Source organism: Defluviitoga sp. (genome assembly GCF_035349255.1).
Classification (GTDB): domain Bacteria; phylum Thermotogota; class Thermotogae; order Petrotogales; family Petrotogaceae; genus Defluviitoga.
The window spans coordinates 216,774-238,729 of sequence record NZ_DAOPSE010000001.1 but is presented as its reverse complement, the minus strand read 5'-3'; the positions used below and the strand labels follow the sequence as shown (position 1 = coordinate 238,729).

At 32.3% G+C, this 21,956-nt stretch carries 18 protein-coding genes; 3 read left to right on the top strand and 15 right to left on the bottom strand.

Annotated features, from left to right (window positions below; all coding sequences use genetic code 11):
* Window positions 1–10: 10 nt before the first annotated feature.
* From PKN74_RS01090 to PKN74_RS01080, 3 genes are all read right to left on the bottom strand, one after another.
* Window positions 11–685: an outer membrane beta-barrel protein gene (locus PKN74_RS01090; protein ID WP_472307710.1), complete on the bottom strand. Its 675-nt coding sequence runs from the start codon at window positions 683–685 to the stop codon at window positions 11–13.
* 66 nt (window positions 686–751) lie between these two features.
* Window positions 752–2,890: an alpha-galactosidase gene (locus PKN74_RS01085; protein ID WP_472307708.1), complete on the bottom strand. Its 2,139-nt coding sequence runs from the start codon at window positions 2,888–2,890 to the stop codon at window positions 752–754.
* Window positions 2,891–3,165: 275 nt separating this feature from the next.
* Complete coding sequence (locus PKN74_RS01080) at window positions 3,166–4,590, bottom strand: MATE family efflux transporter (RefSeq protein WP_472307706.1); 1,425 nt, start codon at window positions 4,588–4,590, stop codon at window positions 3,166–3,168.
* Between the two features lie 409 nt (window positions 4,591–4,999).
* Here PKN74_RS01080 and PKN74_RS01075 point away from each other — a divergent pair, with 409 nt between their 5' ends.
* Window positions 5,000–6,082: an NAD/NADP octopine/nopaline dehydrogenase family protein gene (locus PKN74_RS01075; RefSeq protein WP_472307720.1), complete on the top strand. Its 1,083-nt coding sequence runs from the start codon at window positions 5,000–5,002 to the stop codon at window positions 6,080–6,082.
* Complete coding sequence (locus PKN74_RS01070) at window positions 6,082–7,704, top strand: cobalamin-dependent protein (protein WP_472307704.1); 1,623 nt, start codon at window positions 6,082–6,084, stop codon at window positions 7,702–7,704. The genes PKN74_RS01075 and PKN74_RS01070 overlap by 1 nt, the downstream gene beginning before the upstream one ends.
* Window positions 7,705–7,769: 65 nt before the next feature.
* On the opposite strand, the gene PKN74_RS01065 is transcribed toward PKN74_RS01070, so the two are convergent.
* The 8 genes from PKN74_RS01065 to PKN74_RS01030 form a co-directional block, all read right to left on the bottom strand.
* Window positions 7,770–8,843 (bottom strand): glucose-1-phosphate thymidylyltransferase, encoded by a 1,074-nt coding sequence (locus tag PKN74_RS01065; RefSeq protein ID WP_472307702.1) that lies wholly within the window; start codon window positions 8,841–8,843, stop codon window positions 7,770–7,772.
* Between the two features lie 51 nt (window positions 8,844–8,894).
* A complete protein-coding gene (gene hisS, locus PKN74_RS01060; RefSeq protein WP_472307700.1) occupies window positions 8,895–10,163 on the bottom strand; it encodes a histidine--tRNA ligase in 1,269 nt (422 codons plus the stop codon).
* Between the two features lie 375 nt (window positions 10,164–10,538).
* Window positions 10,539–10,916, bottom strand: a complete 378-nt coding sequence (locus PKN74_RS01055) for a S1 RNA-binding domain-containing protein (protein ID WP_472307698.1) — start codon at window positions 10,914–10,916, stop codon at window positions 10,539–10,541.
* Window positions 10,917–11,152: 236 nt separating this feature from the next.
* Window positions 11,153–11,374, bottom strand: a complete 222-nt coding sequence (gene rpmE, locus PKN74_RS01050; protein ID WP_472307696.1) for a 50S ribosomal protein L31 — start codon at window positions 11,372–11,374, stop codon at window positions 11,153–11,155.
* 78 nt (window positions 11,375–11,452) lie between these two features.
* The gene (locus PKN74_RS01045) at window positions 11,453–12,463 is read right to left on the bottom strand and encodes a mannose-1-phosphate guanylyltransferase (protein WP_472307694.1); all 1,011 of its coding nucleotides are present in this window, start codon (window positions 12,461–12,463) and stop codon (window positions 11,453–11,455) included.
* Window positions 12,464–12,539: 76 nt separating this feature from the next.
* Window positions 12,540–13,709 carry a beta-aspartyl-peptidase gene (iadA, locus tag PKN74_RS01040; protein ID WP_472307691.1) on the bottom strand — a complete coding sequence of 390 codons (1,170 nt, stop codon included), beginning with the start codon at window positions 13,707–13,709 and terminating at the stop codon, window positions 12,540–12,542.
* A gap of 54 nt (window positions 13,710–13,763) precedes the next feature.
* Entirely contained in the window at window positions 13,764–15,701 is a 1,938-nt protein-coding gene (locus PKN74_RS01035; RefSeq protein WP_472307689.1) for an ABC transporter ATP-binding protein, read from the bottom strand.
* A gap of 7 nt (window positions 15,702–15,708) precedes the next feature.
* Window positions 15,709–17,430: an ABC transporter ATP-binding protein gene (locus PKN74_RS01030; RefSeq protein WP_472307687.1), complete on the bottom strand. Its 1,722-nt coding sequence runs from the start codon at window positions 17,428–17,430 to the stop codon at window positions 15,709–15,711.
* A 155-nt stretch (window positions 17,431–17,585) separates the two neighbouring features.
* On the opposite strand from PKN74_RS01030, the gene PKN74_RS01025 reads away from it, so the two are divergent.
* The gene (locus PKN74_RS01025) at window positions 17,586–18,314 is read left to right on the top strand and encodes an MBL fold metallo-hydrolase (protein ID WP_472307685.1); all 729 of its coding nucleotides are present in this window, start codon (window positions 17,586–17,588) and stop codon (window positions 18,312–18,314) included.
* Here the strand turns inward: PKN74_RS01025 and fliY are convergent.
* From fliY to PKN74_RS01005, 4 genes are read right to left on the bottom strand one after another with little or no spacing between them, the layout of a single operon-like run.
* Window positions 18,306–19,415 carry a flagellar motor switch phosphatase FliY gene (gene fliY / locus PKN74_RS01020; protein ID WP_472307683.1) on the bottom strand — a complete coding sequence of 370 codons (1,110 nt, stop codon included), beginning with the start codon at window positions 19,413–19,415 and terminating at the stop codon, window positions 18,306–18,308. The genes PKN74_RS01025 and fliY overlap by 9 nt on opposite strands.
* Complete coding sequence (gene fliM / locus PKN74_RS01015; protein WP_472307681.1) at window positions 19,405–20,490, bottom strand: flagellar motor switch protein FliM; 1,086 nt, start codon at window positions 20,488–20,490, stop codon at window positions 19,405–19,407. The genes fliY and fliM overlap by 11 nt, the downstream gene beginning before the upstream one ends.
* A 17-nt stretch (window positions 20,491–20,507) precedes the next feature.
* The gene (locus tag PKN74_RS01010) at window positions 20,508–21,035 is read right to left on the bottom strand and encodes a flagellar basal body-associated FliL family protein (protein WP_472307679.1); all 528 of its coding nucleotides are present in this window, start codon (window positions 21,033–21,035) and stop codon (window positions 20,508–20,510) included.
* A 34-nt stretch (window positions 21,036–21,069) separates the two neighbouring features.
* A complete protein-coding gene (locus PKN74_RS01005; RefSeq protein WP_472307677.1) occupies window positions 21,070–21,945 on the bottom strand; it encodes a flagellar motor protein MotB in 876 nt (291 codons plus the stop codon).
* Window positions 21,946–21,956: the final 11 nt, after the last annotated feature.

Sequence of the window (21,956 nt, the reverse complement as noted above, 5' to 3'; positions counted from 1 at the left end):
CTTGTTCGCTTTAAAACTCTAATGTTAGACCTGCTCCTATTCGCAAACCAGATAAATCAACTATAACCTCATCTTCACCTTCATATGCTTCATAATTTCCTTCAATATTTTTAATTTCTCTAAGAGGCAGTTTTGCAATTCTATATGTTCCATTAAAAGATACATTTAGATTTTTTGTAATATTAAGATTTATTCCGGCGCCAACCAAGTATCCAAAACCTTTAAATTTTAAGCCCGATAATTCGGCTGTACTTGTAATTGGTCCCCAGCTTATTTCTCCTTTCGAGGTTGTTTCATTTGAATAATAAGCAACTGCTGCTTTTAGATCTAAACTGATAGGTAAGATTGGAACATTTGCTTTTAATCTTAAAGCTGCATAAGGTCCGAAAATTGATTGACTAATAGATATGACTGTTTGTCCGGAAGAACTTTCATATTTACTATTAAATAAGTCAGCACCAATTTCTATTCCAATATTTCCGCCTAGCCCGACGCCGGCATATCCACCCCACCCTTTTTCCATACTTTTATTTACTTCCTCTGAAAAGATACTTTGTAATTCTTCTTTCAAATAGAAGTCAAAATTATAGGTGTTGTAGCTAAATCCTCCTACTACATCTAGAGCAAAAGTGGAAGCAAAAGTGATTAACACGATAACAAATATGAATATAGTAAACCTTTTCATAATTACTCTCCTCCGTTAATAAATTAAATTTCTTTTTTATTATATAAGGGGATAATTAAAAAAACATTAAACTATTCTTTTTATTTTTAAAACGCGGCTTTGAAAGAGAGGAGACTTTCCATAATAAAAGAAATCTTTGTAAGTATCTTCGATAATAAAACCTCTTTCTTTAAATGCCTTACCTGTTAATTGAATAATTTCTTTTTCTTCATCTTTAATTCCTTCATAAATACCATAGAGATAATTATCTTCTAATCCTTTAAGTTTTATATTTACTCTATCAAATAATCCAAACCTTCTTGGATTCCTTAGATAAATGATTACCCCCTCATTTTTATCTTTTGTAAGATATTGAACTGCAAAATATCGCTCTTTATTGACTGACGAGAGTCGATATTGGTTTCCTTCCTGTACTATCTCTCGAATTTCCTTGTATAATTGAACTTGTCTTTTGGCAATAGCAATGTCATCAGGGGTAAACTTATTTAAATCAGCACCAATTCCGAGTGAACCAATCATTGAGGAGTGGAATCTATATTCTAAAGAATATTTATCTTTTCCTCCCCAATCAGTAACCCATCCCATCATTATTTTTGGAGCATATGCATAAGAAAAACCTTCTTGAATTTCCAGCCTGTCAAAGGGATCGGTGTTGTCACTGGTCCACACTTGATCTGCATACTTTAAAATACCTAAATCTACCCTTCCTCCACCGCTAGAACAACTTTCAAAAGTTACCTGCGGATGTTTTTCTCTTAAGTAGTTCCAAATATCATACAAGTTCCATACGTACCTTACCCAAATTTCTCTTTGTTTAGTCGGTTTCACTTCGGGCCACCCTGATTCAAAAATGTGTCTGTTCATATCCCATTTTACAAAATCTATATTGTTTTCTGTTAATAGTTTATCCATAAATTCTTTAATGTATTCTTTTACGTCGTCTCTTGCAAGGTTCAAAATAAGTTGGTTTCTCTGTTCAGTTCTTGGCCTGTTTGGGAAATGTATAACCCAATCGGGATGCTTTCTATATAGATCACTATCAGGATTCACCATTTCTGGTTCTACCCATATGCCAAAATCCATTCCAAGAGATTTGACAAAGTCGATTAAAGGTTTCAAACCTTTAGGAAACTTTTCAGGGTTAACATACCAATCTCCTAGCCCGGCTTTGTCATTATTTCTTTGTCCAAACCATCCATCATCAACTACGAACAATTCTACGCCTATTTGAGAAGCTTTTTCTGCTAATTTTTTTTGATTTTCTTCGTTCACATTGAAAGTAGTCGCCTCCCATGAATTGTATAATACTTTTCGTGGTTTGTGAGCTTTGTCTTGAGGTAGGATGTAATCAAGTTGATAGTGGTGCAAGTTTTGGCTTGCTTTTGAAAATCCCTCATTAGAAAAGCCGAAGATAAATTTTGGGGTGGTGAAACTTTTAGAAGGTTCTAATAAGTATTTGAAATCCCAATCGTTAATACCTCCAACAACTGCTATTCGTTCATATATTCTTTTTTGTATAACTATTTTCCAGTTACCGCTCCAACTTAATTCGCTAAAATAAACCTTTCCGTTATCTTCTTGAGCCTCATAATCTATTGAGAAAAATGGATTAAGATAAGGGCCAGTGTTTCCTACTCTGCTTTCTAAAACCTTTTTCCCTTCATTTATTTCTTCACTTCTAAGACAAAATTCATTGGCCCACATTCCACATAAATAGTTTAATCTAGCGCTTTTATTGTTATCAACGTAAATAGACGCGGATTTTATATCTTCAATTTTTATTGGTTTTAAAGAGGTGTTTTTTACTTCTACCCATCGTTCAATAATGTCATATTCATCAACTAGTTGATAGAAAAGTTTTACCTTTAAACCATAATGATCATCGATCAATTCCATAGTCAGTTTATTTTCTTCAATATTGGAGTTTTTGTAGGTTAAAATCACATCTCTAACCCCATCAAAGTATTCAACTTTCAAACAATGCTCAACGTGATTATTTTCGCCCCTTACTGAGAATTCATGATCCCAAGAATATCTGTCAGTCACAAGGAAATCCTTGTCCGTAGGATAATCTTCAAACCTTGGAAGTCTAAGGCCCCAATAATAATTCTTTAACTTTTCTAATTTGTCTAACCCGAAAACGTATCCCATATTCTGAGTTTCTAGATACCAAGTTTTTGTTTTTTCATTAAAATTTATAGACATAATATACCCCCTAAAATTAAGATTTTAGATATGCAAAAAAATATTCCAAAAAATGAGATTTTGAATATAAAATGGTTACCAGCACAGAGTCCTTTGCCCTCTTCCTCAGTATCCTTACCGAAAAAAGTTTAAAACATTATTTTTATAAAGTTTATATGAATTTTATAACAATAATATAATTTAAGTTGTTTTTGATTTCAAAGAAATAATAGACAAATAAAATTAGTAAGACGCCCTTAAGGACGTCTTACTCGAGGTAATAGCGTATGAATTCTTTAAAAAGATGATTCTTGATGTTGATACTCTTCTTTGAATTTTTCTTGCTGTTCATCTTCTTTTTCTTCTTCTATTTCCTTTAATGCTTTTCTAAATTGAACAATAAACATCGATACCGTTACAATTACGGCGATAGTATCGGAAACAGGTTCAGCCAGATAAACAGCCATTACTTTATTTTCAAAGAACAAAGGCAGAATGAATATCAAAGGAATAAGTAATATTACTTTTCTCAGAAGAGCTAAGAACAGGGATGTTTTGGCATTTCCTATAGCAATGAATGTTTGCTGACAAGCTATTTGAGCCCCCATTAGCACCAAAGCAGCCATATAAATGCGCATGGCCCATGATGCAAACTCCTTTAAAGCTGGATCATTAGTGAACAACCCAGCAAATATGTGTGGGAATAACATGGCAAGTGCCCAAAAAACTACAGAGTAAATTAAACATACCATTAACAATAAATTGAAAGCTTTTTTAACACGTTCTGCTTTTTTTGCTCCGTAGTTATAGCTGATTATAGGTTGCGCTCCTTGAGTAAAACCCATGAGCGGAAACATTGCAAACATCATCAATGTAGATAGTATCGCCATAGATCCAACTGCGATATCCCCTCCATATTTTAATAGGGAGGAATTGAAACTAAAAAATAGTATGCTTTCTGTAAACTGCATTATAAAAGGAGCCATTCCTAAAGATAAAATAGGAAAAACTACTTCTTTCTCTAATCTAAAATGTTCTTTTTTTAGACGTAAAACACTTTTTTCACTTCTAAGGAAAGTAACTACCCAAATCGTTGAAACTGCTTGAGAAATAACAGTAGCAAGAGCAGCCCCTTGTACTCCCCAGTCAAAAGTATAAATGAATAAAGGATCTAATGCTATATTAAGGCCTGCACCAATTAGAACTGTATACATACCGGTTTTTGCAAATCCTTGAGCTGTAATAAAAGAATTCATACCAAGGGTTAATTGAACAAAGATTGTCCCTAACAAGTAAATTTGCATGTAATTATAGGCATATTCAATTGTATTTTCACTGGCTCCAAACAAAAAAAGTAGTTGTCTATCAAAAATTAGACCAACCACAGTTAGTATGAGTGAGATAATTATTAGGAGTATGAAACTGTTACCCATAATCTTTTCCGCACCTTCAATATCTCCTTCGCCCATTTTTATTAATGCTCGAGGGGCTCCCCCCATAAAAATTAAAGCGGCAAAGGCTGAAATAGCGATGATAAGTGGATAACATACGCCTAGTCCCGTTAAAGCCAGAGCGCCTACTTCTGGCATGTGTCCTATGTATATTCTATCAACTATGTTATACAGCATGTTAATAATCTGAGCAGCTATAGCTGGAAGTGTGAGTTTAAACATTAATTTTCCAATACTTTCGGTTCCTAGAAATTCATTATTTGCTACCATATATTGATTCCTCCTTTCGGCTAATTTTATTTGCAATTCTAGAAATTTGACTTAACAACAATTGTAGAAATTAAGTTTTTTATTAGTTGTTTTTTCATTTCAAAAAGTGGTAGAATCAAAATTCTAGTTGCATATTTTATAATTTGGTGAGCATTAATATTTATTTTTGGTGTGATATATAGAGCAACCATTATCAATAATATCTTTATAAAATAAAATTGTTAATACAGGACAGTTAATAATTTGTGAAAATATAAGAGAAATTATCTATCGTGTAATCTTGATTTTATGATGGTTATCTGTAATCTTGAAGAACTATGAACGAATTTTGTAACAATAGTATGATAAAATAGTAAATTACAGATTTATTATAATTAAGATTCTTTTTTTGAAAGGAGATGAAAATATGATTAAAATAACAGTGGTTGGTGCGGGAAATGGTGGACAAGCTTTAGCAGGATATCTCGCTATGAAGGGATTCGATGTTAGTCTTTTTAATAGATCAAGAAGAAGAATATATCCTATAATTCAGACTCGAAAAATAAAAATAGAAGGACCGGCTGTTGAAGGTGAATACAAAATTTCTTTTGCAACGACAAAGATAGATGAAGCGATGAAAGGCAGAAAACTAATAATGATTGTTGTTCCAGCTTTTGCTCATAAAGAATTAGCAGAAAAGATGGCACCTTTTCTAGAAGACGGTCAGATAATTGTATTGAATCCTGGTAGAACAGGAGGCGCTCTAGAATTTTACAATGTTTTGAAAAATAAAGGACTAAAAAAAGATGTAATCATAGCTGAAGCTCAAACCTTTATTTTTGCTTCTAGAATGTCCAATCCAGGTGTAACAAGAATTTTTAGAATAAAAAATGCTGTTCCTGTTTCGGCTTTACCTGCAACAAGAAATGATGAATTGGCTGAGACTTTATTGCAAGTTATGCCTGAGTTTGATATTGTTAAGAGCATTATATATACTAGTTTTAATAATGTAGCTGTTGTTTTTCATCCTGCAACTTTGATTTTAAATTCAGCAAGAGTCGAAACAACTGCAGGAAGATTTGAGTTTTATTTTGAAGGTATTTCCCCTTCTGTTGCGAAAGTTCTTGAAAAAATAGACGAAGAAAGATGCAATGTGATGAAACTTTTCAATGCTGAACCGATGACTGCAAAAGGATGGCTAAATTATGCTTATGATGTCGAAGGAAATACTTTATATGAAGCTATACGTAATAACGAAGGTTATAGAGGGATTTATGCACCCACGAGTTTAAATAATAGGTATCTTTTGGAAGATGTGCCTATGAGTTTAGTTCCAACTTCTTCATTTGGTAAGGAATTTGGTGTTGATACACCAATAATTGATTCTATGATAAATATAGCTAATGTTATGTTAGATGGAGATTTTTGGAAGATCGGAAGAACTGTTGAAGACTTGGGTCTGAAAGGCAAAACAGTAGATGAAATAATAAAGTTTGTTGAGGAGGGTGAATAATGAAAAAAATTTTGGCTGCTTCAATAGGAATAGATGTTCATATTGCTGGACTACTTAATTTTTTAGAGCTAGCAAGAAGAGAAGGTTATGAAGTAGTAAATTTAGGTGCTGCTGTACCTATAAATAAACTTATTGAAAGCATAGAAAAGGAAAAACCCGATATAGTAGCTATTAGTTATAGATTGGGAGCAGATGCCTTAACCAAACTTTTGGATGAATTTTTTCAAAAGGTAAAAGATATTGATAGATTTGAAAAAATAGATTTTATATTTGGAGGAACTGTTGAAACAGGACAGGTGGCAAGAGAGTATGGCATATTCAAAAAGATTTTCGATGGATCAGAAGAGGAAGAAGATGTAGTTCTATTTTTAAGGGGTCAAATGAAGTATGAAGAAAAGAAAAATTATCCAGCCAATTTGCCAGAAAGAATAGAATTTAAATTCCCATATCCTTTAATAAGGCATCACATAGGTTTACAGACAATGCAGGAAACAATTGAAGAAATAAAAAAGTTAGCAGATTCGGAACTTTTGGATATTATTTCAATAGCGCCTGATCAAAACTGTCAACAATATTTTTTCGAACCAGACAAAATGGATCCAAATCAAGATGGTGCTGGCGGTGCTCCTATAAGATCTAAAGAAGATTTTGTAGATCTTTATCAAGCCAGTAGAAGAGGTAATTATCCCTTAGTTAGGTGCTATTCTGGTACTACTCACATAGTGGAATTTTCAAAACTTTTAAAACAAACTATTAATAATGCCTGGGCTGCCATTCCAATATTTTGGTATTCTGAACTAGATAAGCGTTCTGATAGAAAGCTATTGGAAGCAATAACTGAGAATATGCAAGGAATAAAATGGAATGAAGAAAATGAGGTGCCAGTTGAAGTAAATGATTCTCATCAATGGGAGTTGAGATACGCGCACGATAGTCTTGGCGTTGCAACTGCTTATTTGTCAGCGTATGTAGCTAAAAAGTTAGGAGTAGAATGGTACGTTCAACAGTATATGATGAACACTCCCCCAAATTTATCTCCTAAAATGGATATTGCAAAAGCTATTGCCAAATTAGAGTTGGTCGAGTCCTTAAAGGACGAAAGTTTTATTCCTTATAGGATGATTAGAACTGGGTTGCTATCATTTCCTGCTGATCCAAATAGTGGGATGGGTCAGCTTGTTTCTTCCATGTTCTATGCATCATATTTGAAACCACATATAATTCATGTTGTTTCTTATTGTGAAGCTATGAAACGAGCTACATCTAAAGAGATTTTGGAGAGTGTGAAAATGGTTAGAAGAGCTAATTCTTTAGCTTCAAAGGGTTTGCCAGATTTTGAAAGTGATCCTGAAATTAGGAACAGGGTAGATTTGTTAAAAGAGGAAGCAATGATAATAATTGAAAAGATAAAAGAGATCTCTTTTGATAAAAACGATCCTTTAACTGATCCGGAAACACTGTATATGGCGGTAAAGATGGGAATATTAGATGCAGTTGGCTTACAGGGTAATAGTATTGCAAAAGGACAAATTAAAGTAGCGGTTATAAACGGAGCGTATGAAGCTGTTGACGATAAAGGAAATATTTTAAGAGAAAAAGAAAGATTAAGTAGAATAATGTAAATTGACTTATAATATAAAAAACATAGAGACAAATGAATTTTTGTCTCTATGTTTTTTATATTTACTTATTTGGGAATTTGTATGTGACTATAATCTCCTAATATTAGTTTTATGGAATAAGGTCTTCTTTCTATTGAAATTATATTAGCATTTTCTCCAATAACTGATGATTCTATTCTTATTGGTATATTGATAATATTTGCGTCATTTAAAACTATACTATGTTCTATTTCTGATGAAGAAATGTAAACCCCATCTCCGATACTTGTATAAGGACCAATGTATGAATTATTTATTGTAGTATTTTCCCCAATTATTACAGGTCCTCTTATTATAGAATTAATTATTATTGTATTTTTTCCAATAATAACATTTCCTTGAATTGATGAGCCTTCTTTTATTTCTCCTTCTATTTGTATTTCTTTTAATTCGTTTAATATTTTCCTGTTAGCCTCTATTAAATCTTCAGGTTTACCTGTATCTTTCCACCATCCCTCTATTATGTGTGCACCAACGCTTTTAGTGTTGTCAATTAACCATTGAATGGCGTCAGTTATTTCGTACTCACCACGCCAAGAAAGAGTAATGTGATTAATGGCTTCGAATATGAGAGGTGTAAATATGTAAACACCCACTATTGCAAGGTTTGAGGGAGGAACCTTAGGTTTTTCAATAACTTTAACAATTTTTGAATCTTCTATTATAGCGATTCCAAATTCTGATGGGTTCTCTACAGGTGTAAGTAAGATATAAGACTCATAATTGCTATTTTCAAATTGCTTAATGAAATTTCTAAGATCAAATTGAACTAAGTTATCGCCTAAGAACATTAAGAAATTTTCATCGTTTAAAAAATCTTTTGATACTTTAACCGCGTGAGCTAGTCCTTGAGGTTTTTCTTGAATAATATAAGTTATTTTTACATCTAAAGAACTTCCATCACCTAATACTCTCTGAAATGCTTCAATATTTTCCGGGCTTACAACAATTCCTATATCTGAGATCCCGGCTTCTTTTATTTTTTCTATACTATACATTATAGTTGGTTTGTTTGCAATTGGAATCAAGGGCTTGGCATTTGTAAGGGTTAATGGTCGAAGCCTTGTACCTTTTCCTGCGCAAAGTATTAGAGCTTTCATTATCTTTGTCCCCCTTTCTAAAAGTAATTTTTGTACGTAGAATTTTTATTTTTAAGAAAATTCTTTCAGTTTTTCTAAAACTAATTCTGTTACCCAGCTCCTTTGCACTTTTGTCTGTTCCCCTGTTTCCATGTTTCTTACTGTTACTACATCATCGACAACCTCTTCTTCTCCCATGATGATAGTAAGTTTTGCATTTAGTCGGTTGGCATGTTTAAGTTGACCGCTTAAATTTCTTTTTGATAAGTTTAAATAGGTTTTTATCTTATATTTTCTTAATTCTTTAGAGAGCTTTATACATTCTAATTCAGCTTGTTCACCTTGATAAGCAATATAAACATCAATTTGTGAAAAATTTTCGACTTCAATATGTTCTTTTTTAAGAGCCTCTATAATCCTTTCTATTCCTATAGCAAATCCTACCGCAGGTGTTTTAGGGCCACCAAGTTGCTCTACTAAATCGTCGTATCTTCCTCCTCCTGCAATAACGGCCTGCTCGCCCAAATCTAAATGTTCTACTTCGAAAGCAGTTTTTGAATAGTAATCTAAACCCCTAACTATTTTTGGATCTATTTCATATGGAACTTCAAATACATCTAAATATTTTTTTAAACTCTCAAAATGCTCTTTACTTTCATTGTCTAAATAATCTAGAATTGAAGGAGCGTTTGCTGCAACATCCTTGTCAATTTTACAATCAAGAAGTCTCAGAATATTGGCGTTATAACGTCTTTGACAATCTTCACATAAGATAGGTAAAAAAGGGTTATAGTATTCTTTCAGAACTTTTTTATATTTTTCTCTACTTTTTGTTGTTCCTATAGAATTTATTTTTATCTTGAAATTTGTTAATTTTAGAGTTTTGAAGTATTCGTATAAAAAATCTATTAATTCAGCGTCAGCTAAAGGATAATCTGTGCCAAAAATTTCTGCACCAATCTGATAAAATTCCCTGTATCTACCTGATTGAGGTTTTTCATATCTGAACATTGGACCTATATAGAAGAACTTTTGCGGCGAGCCGAAGTTTATCATTGAATTTTCAATGTATGCTCTAACTACCGAAGCAGTTCCCTCTGGTCTTAAGGCTAAAATCCGTCCTTTTTTGTCTTCAAAAGTGTACATTTCTTTTTGGACTATATCTGTTTCTTGGCCTACTCCTCTACTAAAGAGTTCTTCACTTTCTATAATTGGAGTCCTTATTTCTCGAAAACCATATTTTTCTAACATCTCTTTAGCTTTATTCTCAACATAATACCAGTAATCAATTTCTTCGCCGAATATATCTTTAGTTCCCTTTATTCTTTTGTAATTGCTCAAAACAGGGACCTCCTTATCGTTGTTTGTTTGAAATCTTTTTGAACATTCATAAATTTATGTAGGTTGTATAGATTAATATTTTATAAAAATAAATACTCTTTTTTCTTGAAATTATATTTGATTTTTTTTACAATATATTTTTTTATTTTAATAAAAGCAATAGAATAAATGTTGCAGTTGAATACACTTGGACTAGAAATACTTTTTATTAAATAACAGATAGTGTTTAAAAACATTGCACGACGAGAAATTTTTTTATTATTGAAAAATAATACATTATTCATAACTATTTTATCACAAAAAATTAAGAGAGAGCCAAAGCTCTCTCTTAATTATATGCTGTATGTAAAGTTTAAACTATATAAAATGTTCCTTTTATCTTTTTCTTATGTTTCTTTTTTTGTCTAAGTGTTTTCGATATTCGGAGATTTTTTTATCACTTTCTTTTAAGTATTGGCTTAGTTTCTTTTCAAAATTTTGAGTGTTGTTTACTGACTCATCAACAAGTTCGTCGCTGTTTTCTTTTAACGACAGTTCATATTTTCCATCTTTCGTTTTTCCGATAATTTTACCTTCAACTTCTTGACCAACAGATAAAAAATCAGAAATTTCTTTCACATATTTTTTGGATATTTTGGAAATATGTACGAATCCTTCTTCTTTGTTTTCTAACTCTACAAAAGCACCGAACTTTTTGATATCAACCACTTTCGCTCTTACTGTATCTCCTATTGCTAAGCTTTCATTTACCACACTTAATACCTTGCCCTTGTCTCTCTACCACGAAAACCTTGCTAAGCCGTGATATCACCTTTATAAAAGGTGGCCTGGGTCCCGGCGCTGGTCTTCACCTCCAAATTTTTTCTATTTCGGTCAGATATTGGTATTTTCCACCAATAGCAAGGTCTGACCGCGTAAGGCTTTTTAGTTTTTTGTTTCATATAGTTTTTCCGCTTACGAATCCCCCCTAAATAAAGTTATTTAGTACTTTAATTTTCATTTTCAAAAAAATCTTTATACCTATTTTTAAATTTCTGAACTCTACCTTCAGTGTCTATGATTTGAGCCCCCATGTCTCCTTTGTAGAAGGGATGACATCGAGAACATACCTCTAATTTGAAGTTATCCACAGTAGTATAAAGAGTATGTTCGGCACCACAAGCACATTTTACAGTAATAAGCTTCAATTCTGGATGGATTCCTTGTTTCAATTTTAACACCTCTTAAGTTTATTTTCTTGTCATTTGATTATACCATAATTATCTAATATCTGTCAAACTAGATTTTTTTCAAATGTTTTCAGCGTCTTTAAACTTTTGAGAAATATTTCTAACTTTTTGAGCCTTTTCTTCAGTGGTTATGAGAATCCCTTCTTCACTTTCAACTACCACTATGTTTGAAAGACCTATTACGCCTACCTTTTTGTCGGTTTTTACAAAGACGTTTTCTCCATCAATTATATGTACATTTTTACTGTCATCAGAGTAACCAGTCAATTCCCTTACAGAGACCCAGTTTCCTACATCAGACCATAGAAGATCGGTCTTAATTACATAAATATTTTTAGATTTTTCCATAAGTGCATAGTCTATACTGATTTTTTTGACGTTTGGATATATCTCTTTTAAAGTATAAATGTCAAACGGATCAATGTTAATCAGCTGTTCATAGATTTCATAAGCATGATGTTCCATCTCTTTTAAGAAGACTTCTTTTTTCCAAATGAAAATTCCACTGTTCCAGAAAAAATTCCCCTTTTCTATGAATGTTTTGGCAGTTTGCTGATCTGGCTTTTCTTTAAAGGATTTAACTTTAAAAATATTGGGTTCTAATTCAGAACAAACTTCTATATATCCATAACCTGTTTCAGGGCGAGTTGGGGTTATACCAAGCGTAAATAAGCCAATATACTTAGATGCGGCTTCGATACCTTTGTTCAAAGTATCCCAAAAAGCATCTTTATTTGGAATAAAGTGATCAGCTGGTAAAATAGTGACTATTTCATTTTCCTCCGCAACTAGTGTACCTAACATACAAGCTGGAGCAGTGTTTCTAGGAATGGGCTCTAAAATTAAATTTTTCTCATTTATTTCAGGGATTTCTTGTTTTGTCAACTCGTAGTAGTTTTCTGAAGTGACAATATATATATCAGCTGGGTTCATTTTGTCCAGTAACCTTTCATAAGTTTCTCTTATTAGACTTTTATCTGAAAAGAGCTTTAGGAATTGTTTTGGTTTTTTTGAATTTGAAAGAGGCCAAAATCTTTCTCCCGACCCTCCGGCTAGAATTACAGCTTTCACATCGAATCCTCCCCTATATTTAACGAGCCTGTGATGAAAAAAGACTTGCCATGTAACTCGTAAATGAATCCAATTTTTATTCGAAAGTTCCTCTTGTTATTATTTTACCATCTTTCTTCATTAATTTTCCTTTTGCTATAACACTTTTGATGTTTAAGGAGTTTTTATCTAAAATAACTAGATCAGCATCATACCCTTCTTTTATTCTTCCTTTGGTTTCTAGTTTTAAAAAAGTAGCAGGATTAGACGTGACCACTTTTAATGCAATTTCCATAGGAATTTGCTCAACTAGGATAGAATCTTTGACTTCTTGATATAGTGTATTTACATTTGCTACTGTAAGTCCAAGGTAATTCCCTTTTTCATCAAAATGAGGCATACTGCCTTGTCCATCTGAGGAAAATGAAATATTTTCCAAGTTAACACCTTCATCCATTAGCACTTTTAGAGCTTTTGAAGGTTTTGAAATATCATTTTCGTCTAAATTATTAGAAGAACTAGTAGTGAAATCTATTCTTCCTCCTAAATTAATAAATTCCTTACATGCCTTTATTGATTCCTCATCTTTATTCATGTGAGTTGGTAAAAATTGTGTTATAGGTAAGTCAGAATTGTTAATCACATCTAAAAGGGGTTGGATAAGCTTTTTTCCTTTTCCCACATGCACATTTACAATACCTGCTTTTTTTGATAAAATTCCTCCTACTCTGGCATCTGCAGTGATTCTTATAAGTTCTTCGAGGGTAGGTTGAGAACCTCGATGATCAGATATGGCAACTTCTCCAACACCTATTATTTCTTCTATAAAAACTATATCGTCTATTATTCTATTTGTTAAAGTTTTTAATGGCAGATGATATGAACCAGTGTATGTATAACAACTTATACCTTCATCTTTTAAAGCTTTTGCTTTGGCAATTAAATTTGACATAGTTCTTGTAGCGTTGTCTGTTCCAAGTATTCCTACGAGTGAGGTTATTCCTGCTTTTACTATTGAGGAAAGAGTTATTTCTGGTGTTCGAGTTTTGTATCCACCCTCTCCTCCACCTCCGATGATATGGACATGCGAATCAATAAATCCAGGCACTAGATAGTCCCCCTCAAGGTCTAAAATTTTTACATCTAATTGTGGATGAGTAGTTATAGAGTCAGTTATATATAAAATTTTTTCTGCTCCAATTATTAAATCCTTTTTACCTAGATATTCTGGTGAATATACCTCCGCGTTTTTTATTATCGTTAACAAATAAGCCACCTCTTTTTAGGTTATTTTTTCAAACCTTAGATATTGACAATTTCTTTAGGTTTTTTCAAACTGCAATTTGTATAACTCATAGTAAATGCCTCGTTTGCTCATGAGTTCTTCGTGAGTACCTTCTTCAGCAATTAAACCATCGTGGACAACAATTATTCGGTTAGAACTTTTTACTGTAGATAATCTATGAGCTATTGATATGATAGTTGATTTTTCAGAGATCTTATTCAAAGCCTGTTGTATTAGGTATTCAGTTTCAACGTCGACATTTGCCGTAGCTTCATCAAGAACTATTATTTTTGCATCGTATAAGACAGCTCTTGTTAGAGCTACAAGTTGTCTTTCTCCAGCAGATAAACTTGCACCTCTTTCTGTAATGACAGTGTAATAGTTATTAGGGAATTTATTGATTATCTGATCGGCATAAACAAATTTAGCTACACGTTCAACCTCTTCTTCGCTGATGTCTGGATTAAATAATCTTATGTTATCTAAAATCGTTCCTGAAAATAGGTACACATCCTGGGGAACAACAGCAATTTTTTTGCGAAGCATATTTAAATCGTAATCATATAATTCTTTATCATCTATGAGTATTCTTCCTTCTTGATATTTATATAGACCGCTTATCAATTTAATGATGGTTGTTTTTCCAGAACCTGTTTCTCCAACTATGGCAACTCTTTCATTAGGCTCAATTTTAAAGCTGACACCTTTTAGAACTTCAATGTTTCCATCATATGAAAATTTCACATCATCAAATTCTATTTTTCCTTTTTCAATAGTTGTATATAGCCCTTTTCCAAGATCTTCTTGCTTTTGCTCAAAAATTTTGAATATTTTCCCCGCAGATGCAAACGCATCTTCCATTATGTCAAATTTTTCTGCTATATCAAAAATAGGTCTAAAAAACATATCTATATAAGCGGTGAAAGCATAAATCGTACCAAAAGTTGTTGCATCTTGAGTGATCTGTTTGGCTCCTATCCACAAGATTAAACTTAAAGTTAGATAATAAAGCAGATTCATCAAAGGTCTGAAAATAGCGAAAACATACATTTGTTGAATATTTGCTTCATATAATTTTGAACTCATATATTTAAATTCATCTTCTTTTCTTTCTTCTTGGTTAAAAAGCCTGGTTACCGTGCTTCCAGATAGATTTTCTGCCAAATAAGAATTTAAAGCTGATACCCTAGTTCTCACTTTATTGTAAGCTTTTCTATCAAATGTTCTAAACAAAAAGGTTGCAAATACTATGATAGGAAGCATAATAAAGGTATAGAGGCTTAATTGTACATCTAATAGTAGCATAAGTGCAATTACCCCAATTAAAATAGCAACATCTTTTAATAAGCTTGTGATAACGTCACTGAAGAAATTTGATAGATTTTGTGTATCGTGTACAACTCTCGTTGTAATTTTTCCAGGGGTATTTTTTTCAAAATAACTGTATTCAACTCTTAATAAATGCTTATAAAGGTCATTTCTTAAATTATACACTACATTTTGGCCAACAACATTTGAAAAATATAATTGACCATAGTTTATCAAAAATTGAGCGAATAATAAGAAAACGAAGAAGATACTAAAATTTTTTATATGTTTAATAGAAGTATCGAAGTATGAAGAATAAGTTTCACTAGGAACTTCTATTGTTTCACCGGCTTTTTTATTTATCATATAATAGTTATTGTCTATTTTTTTTAGTGTGTATGAACCGTTAGTATTTTGGACAAAAGTGGGCGGATTGGTAGTTTCAAGATTAAAATGATATTCGACATTTATGACGTTATCTATGCCATACTTAATTACATATGGTAGCCCTAATTCAATCAGCGTAGCAATTGCCAAAGCTACAAGGGTCAAAATTATCAAAGACTTGTATTTTTTTATGTATTTCCATAGTCTAAGAACTGTTTTAAAATCACCTTCGATCTTTTCTTTTTCTTCCAAAAAAATTTCTTCATGAATTGAAGCCATTCTTCAATCAATCCTCCACTTTTTTCTCTATTAGTTGTTTTATATACATTGAATAGTATATGCCCTCTTTGACGATTAATTCGTCGTGGTTTCCTTCTTCAACTATTTCTCCATCGTCAAAAACAAAGATTTTATCTGCATCTTTTACAGCTTTTAGTCTGTGAGAAATTATGACTATAGTTTTACCTATCGTTTCGCTTCTTAATGTATTTATGATCTCTTCTTCTGTTTCAGTGTCAACCGCTGATAGACAATCGTCAAGGATGATCATTTTGGCGTCTTTTGCCAAAGCTCTAGCTATTGTAACTCTCTGCCGTTGACCCCCTGATAATGTCGCTCCTCTTACTCCAACTACGGCCTCGTAACCCTTTTCTAAACTCATTATATCTTCGTGAACATGAGCTAATTTTGCATATTCCTCAGCATATGGTTCTAGCTTTTCATCAGAAAAAGCTATATTTTCTCTAACAGTCATGGAAAATAAGAAACTTTCTTGAGGAACGTAGGAAACATTTTCTCTTATAAACCTTCCATTTACATCGTTGATATCTCTTCCATCAACGAAAATAGTGTTACGTTCTACAGGGTACAATTTAACTAGTAATTTTGCCAGCGTCGATTTTCCGGATCCTATCCTTCCAACGAATGCCACCATTTGTCCGGGTTCAATATTCATGTTAACATTTTTTAAAACTAATCTTTCTGTACCTGGATAAGCAAAATTCAGATTTTTGATCTCGTATCTCCCTTGAAAATCATATTTTTCGTAAGGAGGTTCTACTACAGAATTTGGTTGATTTAAGACTTCGTTTACTCTCTTTAAAGATGCCTTAGCTCTTGCAAGTAAGTTGACAAAATCTCCAAAAGCCATCATTGGCCATACCATCATCCCAATATACTGATGAGTCATTATGAAATCTCCTAGTGTAATTTGATTATTAATCACCATTGGACCACCAACATTAAAAATAATTATTGTTGAAAGCTGACCGACCAACATAGCTAATGGATACATCAAGCCAGAAACCTTTATTAATTTAAGAAAAGAATTATAGTATTCCTTAGCCTTCTTAGCAAATATGTTTTCCATAATTTCATGGTTTGCATACAGTTTTATAACATCTATACCCCCGATGTCTTCTTCTGTAATATTAGATAATTCAGAAGTTTTTTTCTGAAGATCCATAGCTCTCTTTTGAATCATTCTTCCAAATATTAGAGAGATAACTGCTATAGAAGGTAAAGGTGTGATTGCAATTAAAGTCAATCGCCAATCAACGAAACTACCCATAGCTAATATTGTAAGTGAAGTCATAAAAACTGCATCAACAATCATTATTATGGAATTACCCATTAAACGCCTGAGTAAGTATACATCAGATGTAAATCTTGTCATTAAATCTCCAGTACGCCATTTATCAAAAAAGTCTTGATCTAAATGAATTATATGTTGAAACATATTATTTAGAAGTTGGAATTCAAAAAGTCTAGCTGCACCGTTAATTGTAATACGCCAAAATATACGACCTATGGCCATGCCTATTGCTAGCATTAGTATTCCAATTATTAAAGATTTTACATACATCATATCTGGAACGGCTAAACCTAGTGCATCAATAATATTTCCAATTTGTCTAGGTATAAATATTTGAATTACATCAACAGTGATAAGAAAAGCTACACCAATGAAATATCTCCACCAATATTTTTTAAAAAATTCCTTTATCAAGATTTCACCATCCATATTTTAAAAAATTTTAGTTTATATTCCTTACTTTTATTATATCATCGAGAAAGTGGGAATAAGAATAATTTTTGCAAAAAATATGTTATGATAATATTAATTATATTGTTTTCGAAGAAGATAAAATTAGGGTGATAAAAATGTTAGAAAATTATGAAGGTGTTTATTACTTTTGGTTCGAAAATGGAGCGAGTAGTGTAGTGTTTTTAGAGTGCAGCGACGGTTTAATAGCGTTTGATAGTTCTCTTTATCCTCATAAATTTGAAGAAATGACTAATCTACTTGAGCAAAAGACTTCTAAGAAATTAAAAAAGGTTTTTTTTACACATTTTCATCCGGATCACACTTTCGGTAGTATTTTCAGCGATATGAAAGTAGATATCTTTATGAGTAAAACCACCTTTGACTTACTGACTTCTATGGATAAAGTTTTTTTGATGGATATATCTAAAATGGCGGAATTTAATTTTAATAATCTAAAGGAAGCTTTAAACCAAAAAAATATTTTTATCTTCGAAAAATCGTTTTTTATGATTTTTCAAGATAATGTGATAGCCGCTGAGGTAGTCGGAGGTCACACCCCTGACTCCACAATTTATACCTTGAAACCGCGAGATTATTTAATAACAGGTGATCTCGTATTTTCAAGAGTACATGCTGAAATATTGAATTCAGATGTTGAAGAATGGATTGATATACTTCAGAAGATGAAAAATTTGAAGTTAAAAAGGATTTTTCCAGGGCATGGAAAAACCGGCTCAAAAAGTCTTATACTTGAGCAAGTTAAATATTTAAACGATAAAAAAAAGGAACTGCCTTTGGAAGAAAAATATAAAGGATACGCTTTAACTGAGTTAGCATCACTTTAAAGTTTTTATCCTTTCTCTTAAGGAAACAATCTCAGTTACTCGTATTCCAAAGTTTTCATCTATAACTACAACTTCTCCTCTTGCAATGAGTCTATCGTTTGCATATATGTCTAAAGGTTCTCCGGCTAATTTGTTTAGCTGTATTAAAGAACCTTCGTGTAAATCTAAAATCTCTCTAAGTGTCATTCGCACCGATCCTAACTCAACTTTTATTTCTAAGGGTACATCCATCAATAATTCGAGCTTTGAAAAATCGACACCTTCAGGAAGAGGTTGTTCCTTTTTCTCAAATTCTCCAAATTCTACCGGCCGAACTTTAACAGTTCCTTCCTTGATTACACTTGTGGCTTTTCCTTTTTCATCGTTAAAGTAATTTGTATTTATTACAGATTCTTTCTTTTCAGGCATTTTTTTCTTACCTACCTTGCTTATACCATATATTTCTTCCATCCTCATTTTAATCGTGTTTGCAAACTTAAGAGGTATAAATTGCCAGAAAACAGTTTCGGCAATACCTGATATTTTTACTTTGTATTTTATTGAGATAACGTAGGCTTCCTTGTCAGTTTCTATAGGAGGAAATTCTACGTTAGGATCTGAGAAATCAAGAAGTTCAGTCTTTGGGGGAGAAATTTCTATTGTTGTTTTTAGAAAATCGGATAAGGCAGTAGCAGCGGTTCCCATCATTTGGTTCATGGCTTCAGCTACAGCACTCAAACTAATTTCATCGATTTCTTCCATGGTTTCGTATGGATCTTTGCCAAGCATTAGATTAGCTATAATATTCGTCAGATTGGCGGGTAAAACAAGCGTGTTCATACCATATAATCCTTTTTTATATTCAACAGTTGCAACAACGTGTTCACCTTTAAAATTTGTCTTTATATTTTTGAATTTTACTATACTAGTTTCTGGGTATTCTATCTCTATTTTTCTTCGTAATAGAGTAGACAAGGTTGTTGTACCCGATCCCATGGTTATATTTGCAATTTCTCCCATTATATCTAAAATTTGATCCAAATTTTCTTCCTCTGAACTTTTTGTGTTTTTTAATAATTTATCTAATTCTTTCTGACTCAAAAATTCGTTGTTATTTAGCACTTTTATTCATCTCCTTCTCTGATTGTTGGGTTGGAAGAGTTTTTTGCTTTGAAATATATTCTTGAATACTTTTCTCAACAAGGATTTTTTCTAATAATTCTTTGTCTTTCTTTACAATTTTTACTCCATGAAATCCTTTTATTTTACCAATTTGAGCTTTAAAAACCTTTGTCCCTTCTATCTCTAGTTCTATAGGTTCATCATAAAAGGAATCTAATCTAATAACATCTCCTACTTCTAAATCTAAAACATCTTGTAAATGTACAGTGGTTCTGCCAAGAATAGCAGACATTTTTAGTTTTGAAAGTAGTAAAGTTCTTTTTAAAAAGTCTTTTGATTCCTGAGAATATTTATAAGTCCTTGCCCACATTCGAGTTGAAAGCTTATCATTAAGTGGTTCTAGAGTAGAGGAAGGATAGCAAAGATTAACAAAACCTTGTATGTCTCTTATTGTAACTGATAAGGTAACAAGAATAGCCATTTCATTTGAAGGAGCTATTTGTACAAACTGTGGATTAGTTTCTAAATTTTCTAAAACTGCTTCAAACTCTTCAACATTTGCCCAAGATCTCGAAAGTAATCTTAGTATAACCGCACATTCTTTTCTAAAAATATTCATTTCTAGCTCTGTAGGAGTTCTTATTTCCTCTAAAGTTGAGCCACTTCCTCCTAAAAGCCTATCAATAATAACGTATCCAATGTCTAAGCCCATCTGGTAAATAGCACTACCGCTAAATATATCCGATGAAAATATCACCATCAAAGTAGGGGCATTAAGAGATTTTTGAAATTCTGAAAATGTTATTTGATCAATACTGGCATATTTTATATCAACAAAAGTTCTGCATCTACCCGATAAGTAGGTGGAAAGCTCTCGAGCAAAGTTTTCATGAACTAACTGAAGAGTTCTTAGTTGTTCACGAGAAAATTTCATGGGTCTTCTGAAATCATATTCTCTAATTTTCTTCTCTTCTTTTTTGAATTCTTCGAATATTTTTTCTGGGGATTCTCCCAAAGCCATAGATCTTAAAATATTGTCTATTTCTTCCTGAGTTAGCATTTCATCTTCAGGCATTTTGACACCTCTTTTTTCTAAGTTGCGTTTGTTATAGTCATAATGATTAGAGTGACTTTTATTACTCCTAGTTGTTCTCGTTCTCCGGTGAATCCTATAATTTCATTTACAGAATTTATTATTTGTTTTTTAGTTAATTCTATACCAGAAGGAGTAGAAAGTTCAGTTCTTGTTTTGTTTAAAAAGATCATTCTTATTGCTTCTAAAATTTCTAATCTATAAGCATTTATAGCATCTCTCGCTTCACTACTTCCGACATCTAGTTGAAGGGAATCAATTACGGCAATATCGTATCCACCTTTAAGCATTACAGGATATCTGGAACCTTCTTGTAGTAAAACCACTCTTAAAGGTATTTTAGAAGTATATTGAACAGAACTTTTTGTACTTTCTGCAATATTTCTGGAAAGTATTTTAACAATAAAAAAAGAAGTAATACCGGAAATTGCTAAAGCTACAACAATAACGATAATTAACGTTGTTAGAAAACTGGGTTGATTTTTTTTCTTTGTCGTTTCTGGGGCTTCATCCATTTCTCGAGGCAATTAGAATCCCTCCAAAATATAAAAATTAAAATTATTATCTAACTCTTTGGCGAAGTATAAGGATATCTATACGTCTATATTGATTTCTTAATTCGTCGCGTTTAACATTGAATTCATTCTCCAACTCTATCTTAATTTGCTGCAATTGAGCGGCACTTATCTTTCCTTCTATGTAGTCCATTGTTGCTAGATTTAGTCTTGAGTCAATTTCAGCTCTTAATATTTCTAACTCTCTCTGAATGTCTTTATCTCCTAAGCCAATTGGATAAAATCTATCTGGGTTATAAAAATAATCTATATCAAATTGTCCTATATTAATCTCTGCCATTCTTTCGATCATCCTTCTATTTTTCAACTCGCCAGTGAAAAAATTAACTACACTTGCAGCTCTTGCAGCGCTTAAATGCCAATTTGATGGATATACACTTGTGGGTAAGACTTGTTCGTCATCTGTAAAACCATAAACTTCTATGGCATTTGAAGTATGTTCGAGGATTATAGTTCCAATCTTATATAATAGTTCTTTAGCTTCAGCCGTTAGTTCAGCTCTGCCAGACCTGAAAAAAGCGATATCTCTCATAGATATTATCGTCCCTTTATCAGTTTCCTCAATAGTGATTTTTCCTTTGTATTTTTCGTCCTCAACAATTTTTAGTAGTTCTGATTTTACACCTGGATGTGAGGTAATAAGTGGTTCTTCAGAAATACTCTTACCTCCTACTAAAATACCTAAAGGCTGTCCTTCAAAAGCACTTTGTAAACTCATTGCGGCTTGTTGAAATTTTCCAGGTGAAATTGTTGACATACCAAACAAAGCTATAAACATTGTCAAAAGCAATGTTGTCATATCAGTGAAAGTTGTCATCCATTTTGCTTCGGGTCTTTCAAACCTTTTTTTCTTTCTAGCCACTGTTTCACCTC

Excerpts from the sequence above, each read along its gene's own strand:
- PKN74_RS01025 (WP_472307685.1), top strand. The coding sequence starts at position 17,586 with ATGTTAGAAAATTATGAAGGTGTTTATTACTTTTGGTTCGAAAATGGA.
- PKN74_RS01035 (WP_472307689.1), bottom strand. The coding sequence starts at position 15,701 with ATGGCTTCAATTCATGAAGAAATTTTTTTGGAAGAAAAAGAAAAGATC.
- PKN74_RS01080 (WP_472307706.1), bottom strand. The coding sequence starts at position 4,590 with ATGGTAGCAAATAATGAATTTCTAGGAACCGAAAGTATTGGAAAATTA.
- PKN74_RS01090 (WP_472307710.1), bottom strand. The coding sequence starts at position 685 with ATGAAAAGGTTTACTATATTCATATTTGTTATCGTGTTAATCACTTTT.
- PKN74_RS01070 (WP_472307704.1), top strand. The coding sequence starts at position 6,082 with ATGAAAAAAATTTTGGCTGCTTCAATAGGAATAGATGTTCATATTGCT.
- fliM (WP_472307681.1), bottom strand. The coding sequence starts at position 20,490 with ATGCCTGAAGATGAAATGCTAACTCAGGAAGAAATAGACAATATTTTA.
- PKN74_RS01085 (WP_472307708.1), bottom strand. The coding sequence starts at position 2,890 with ATGTCTATAAATTTTAATGAAAAAACAAAAACTTGGTATCTAGAAACT.
- PKN74_RS01065 (WP_472307702.1), bottom strand. The coding sequence starts at position 8,843 with ATGAAAGCTCTAATACTTTGCGCAGGAAAAGGTACAAGGCTTCGACCA.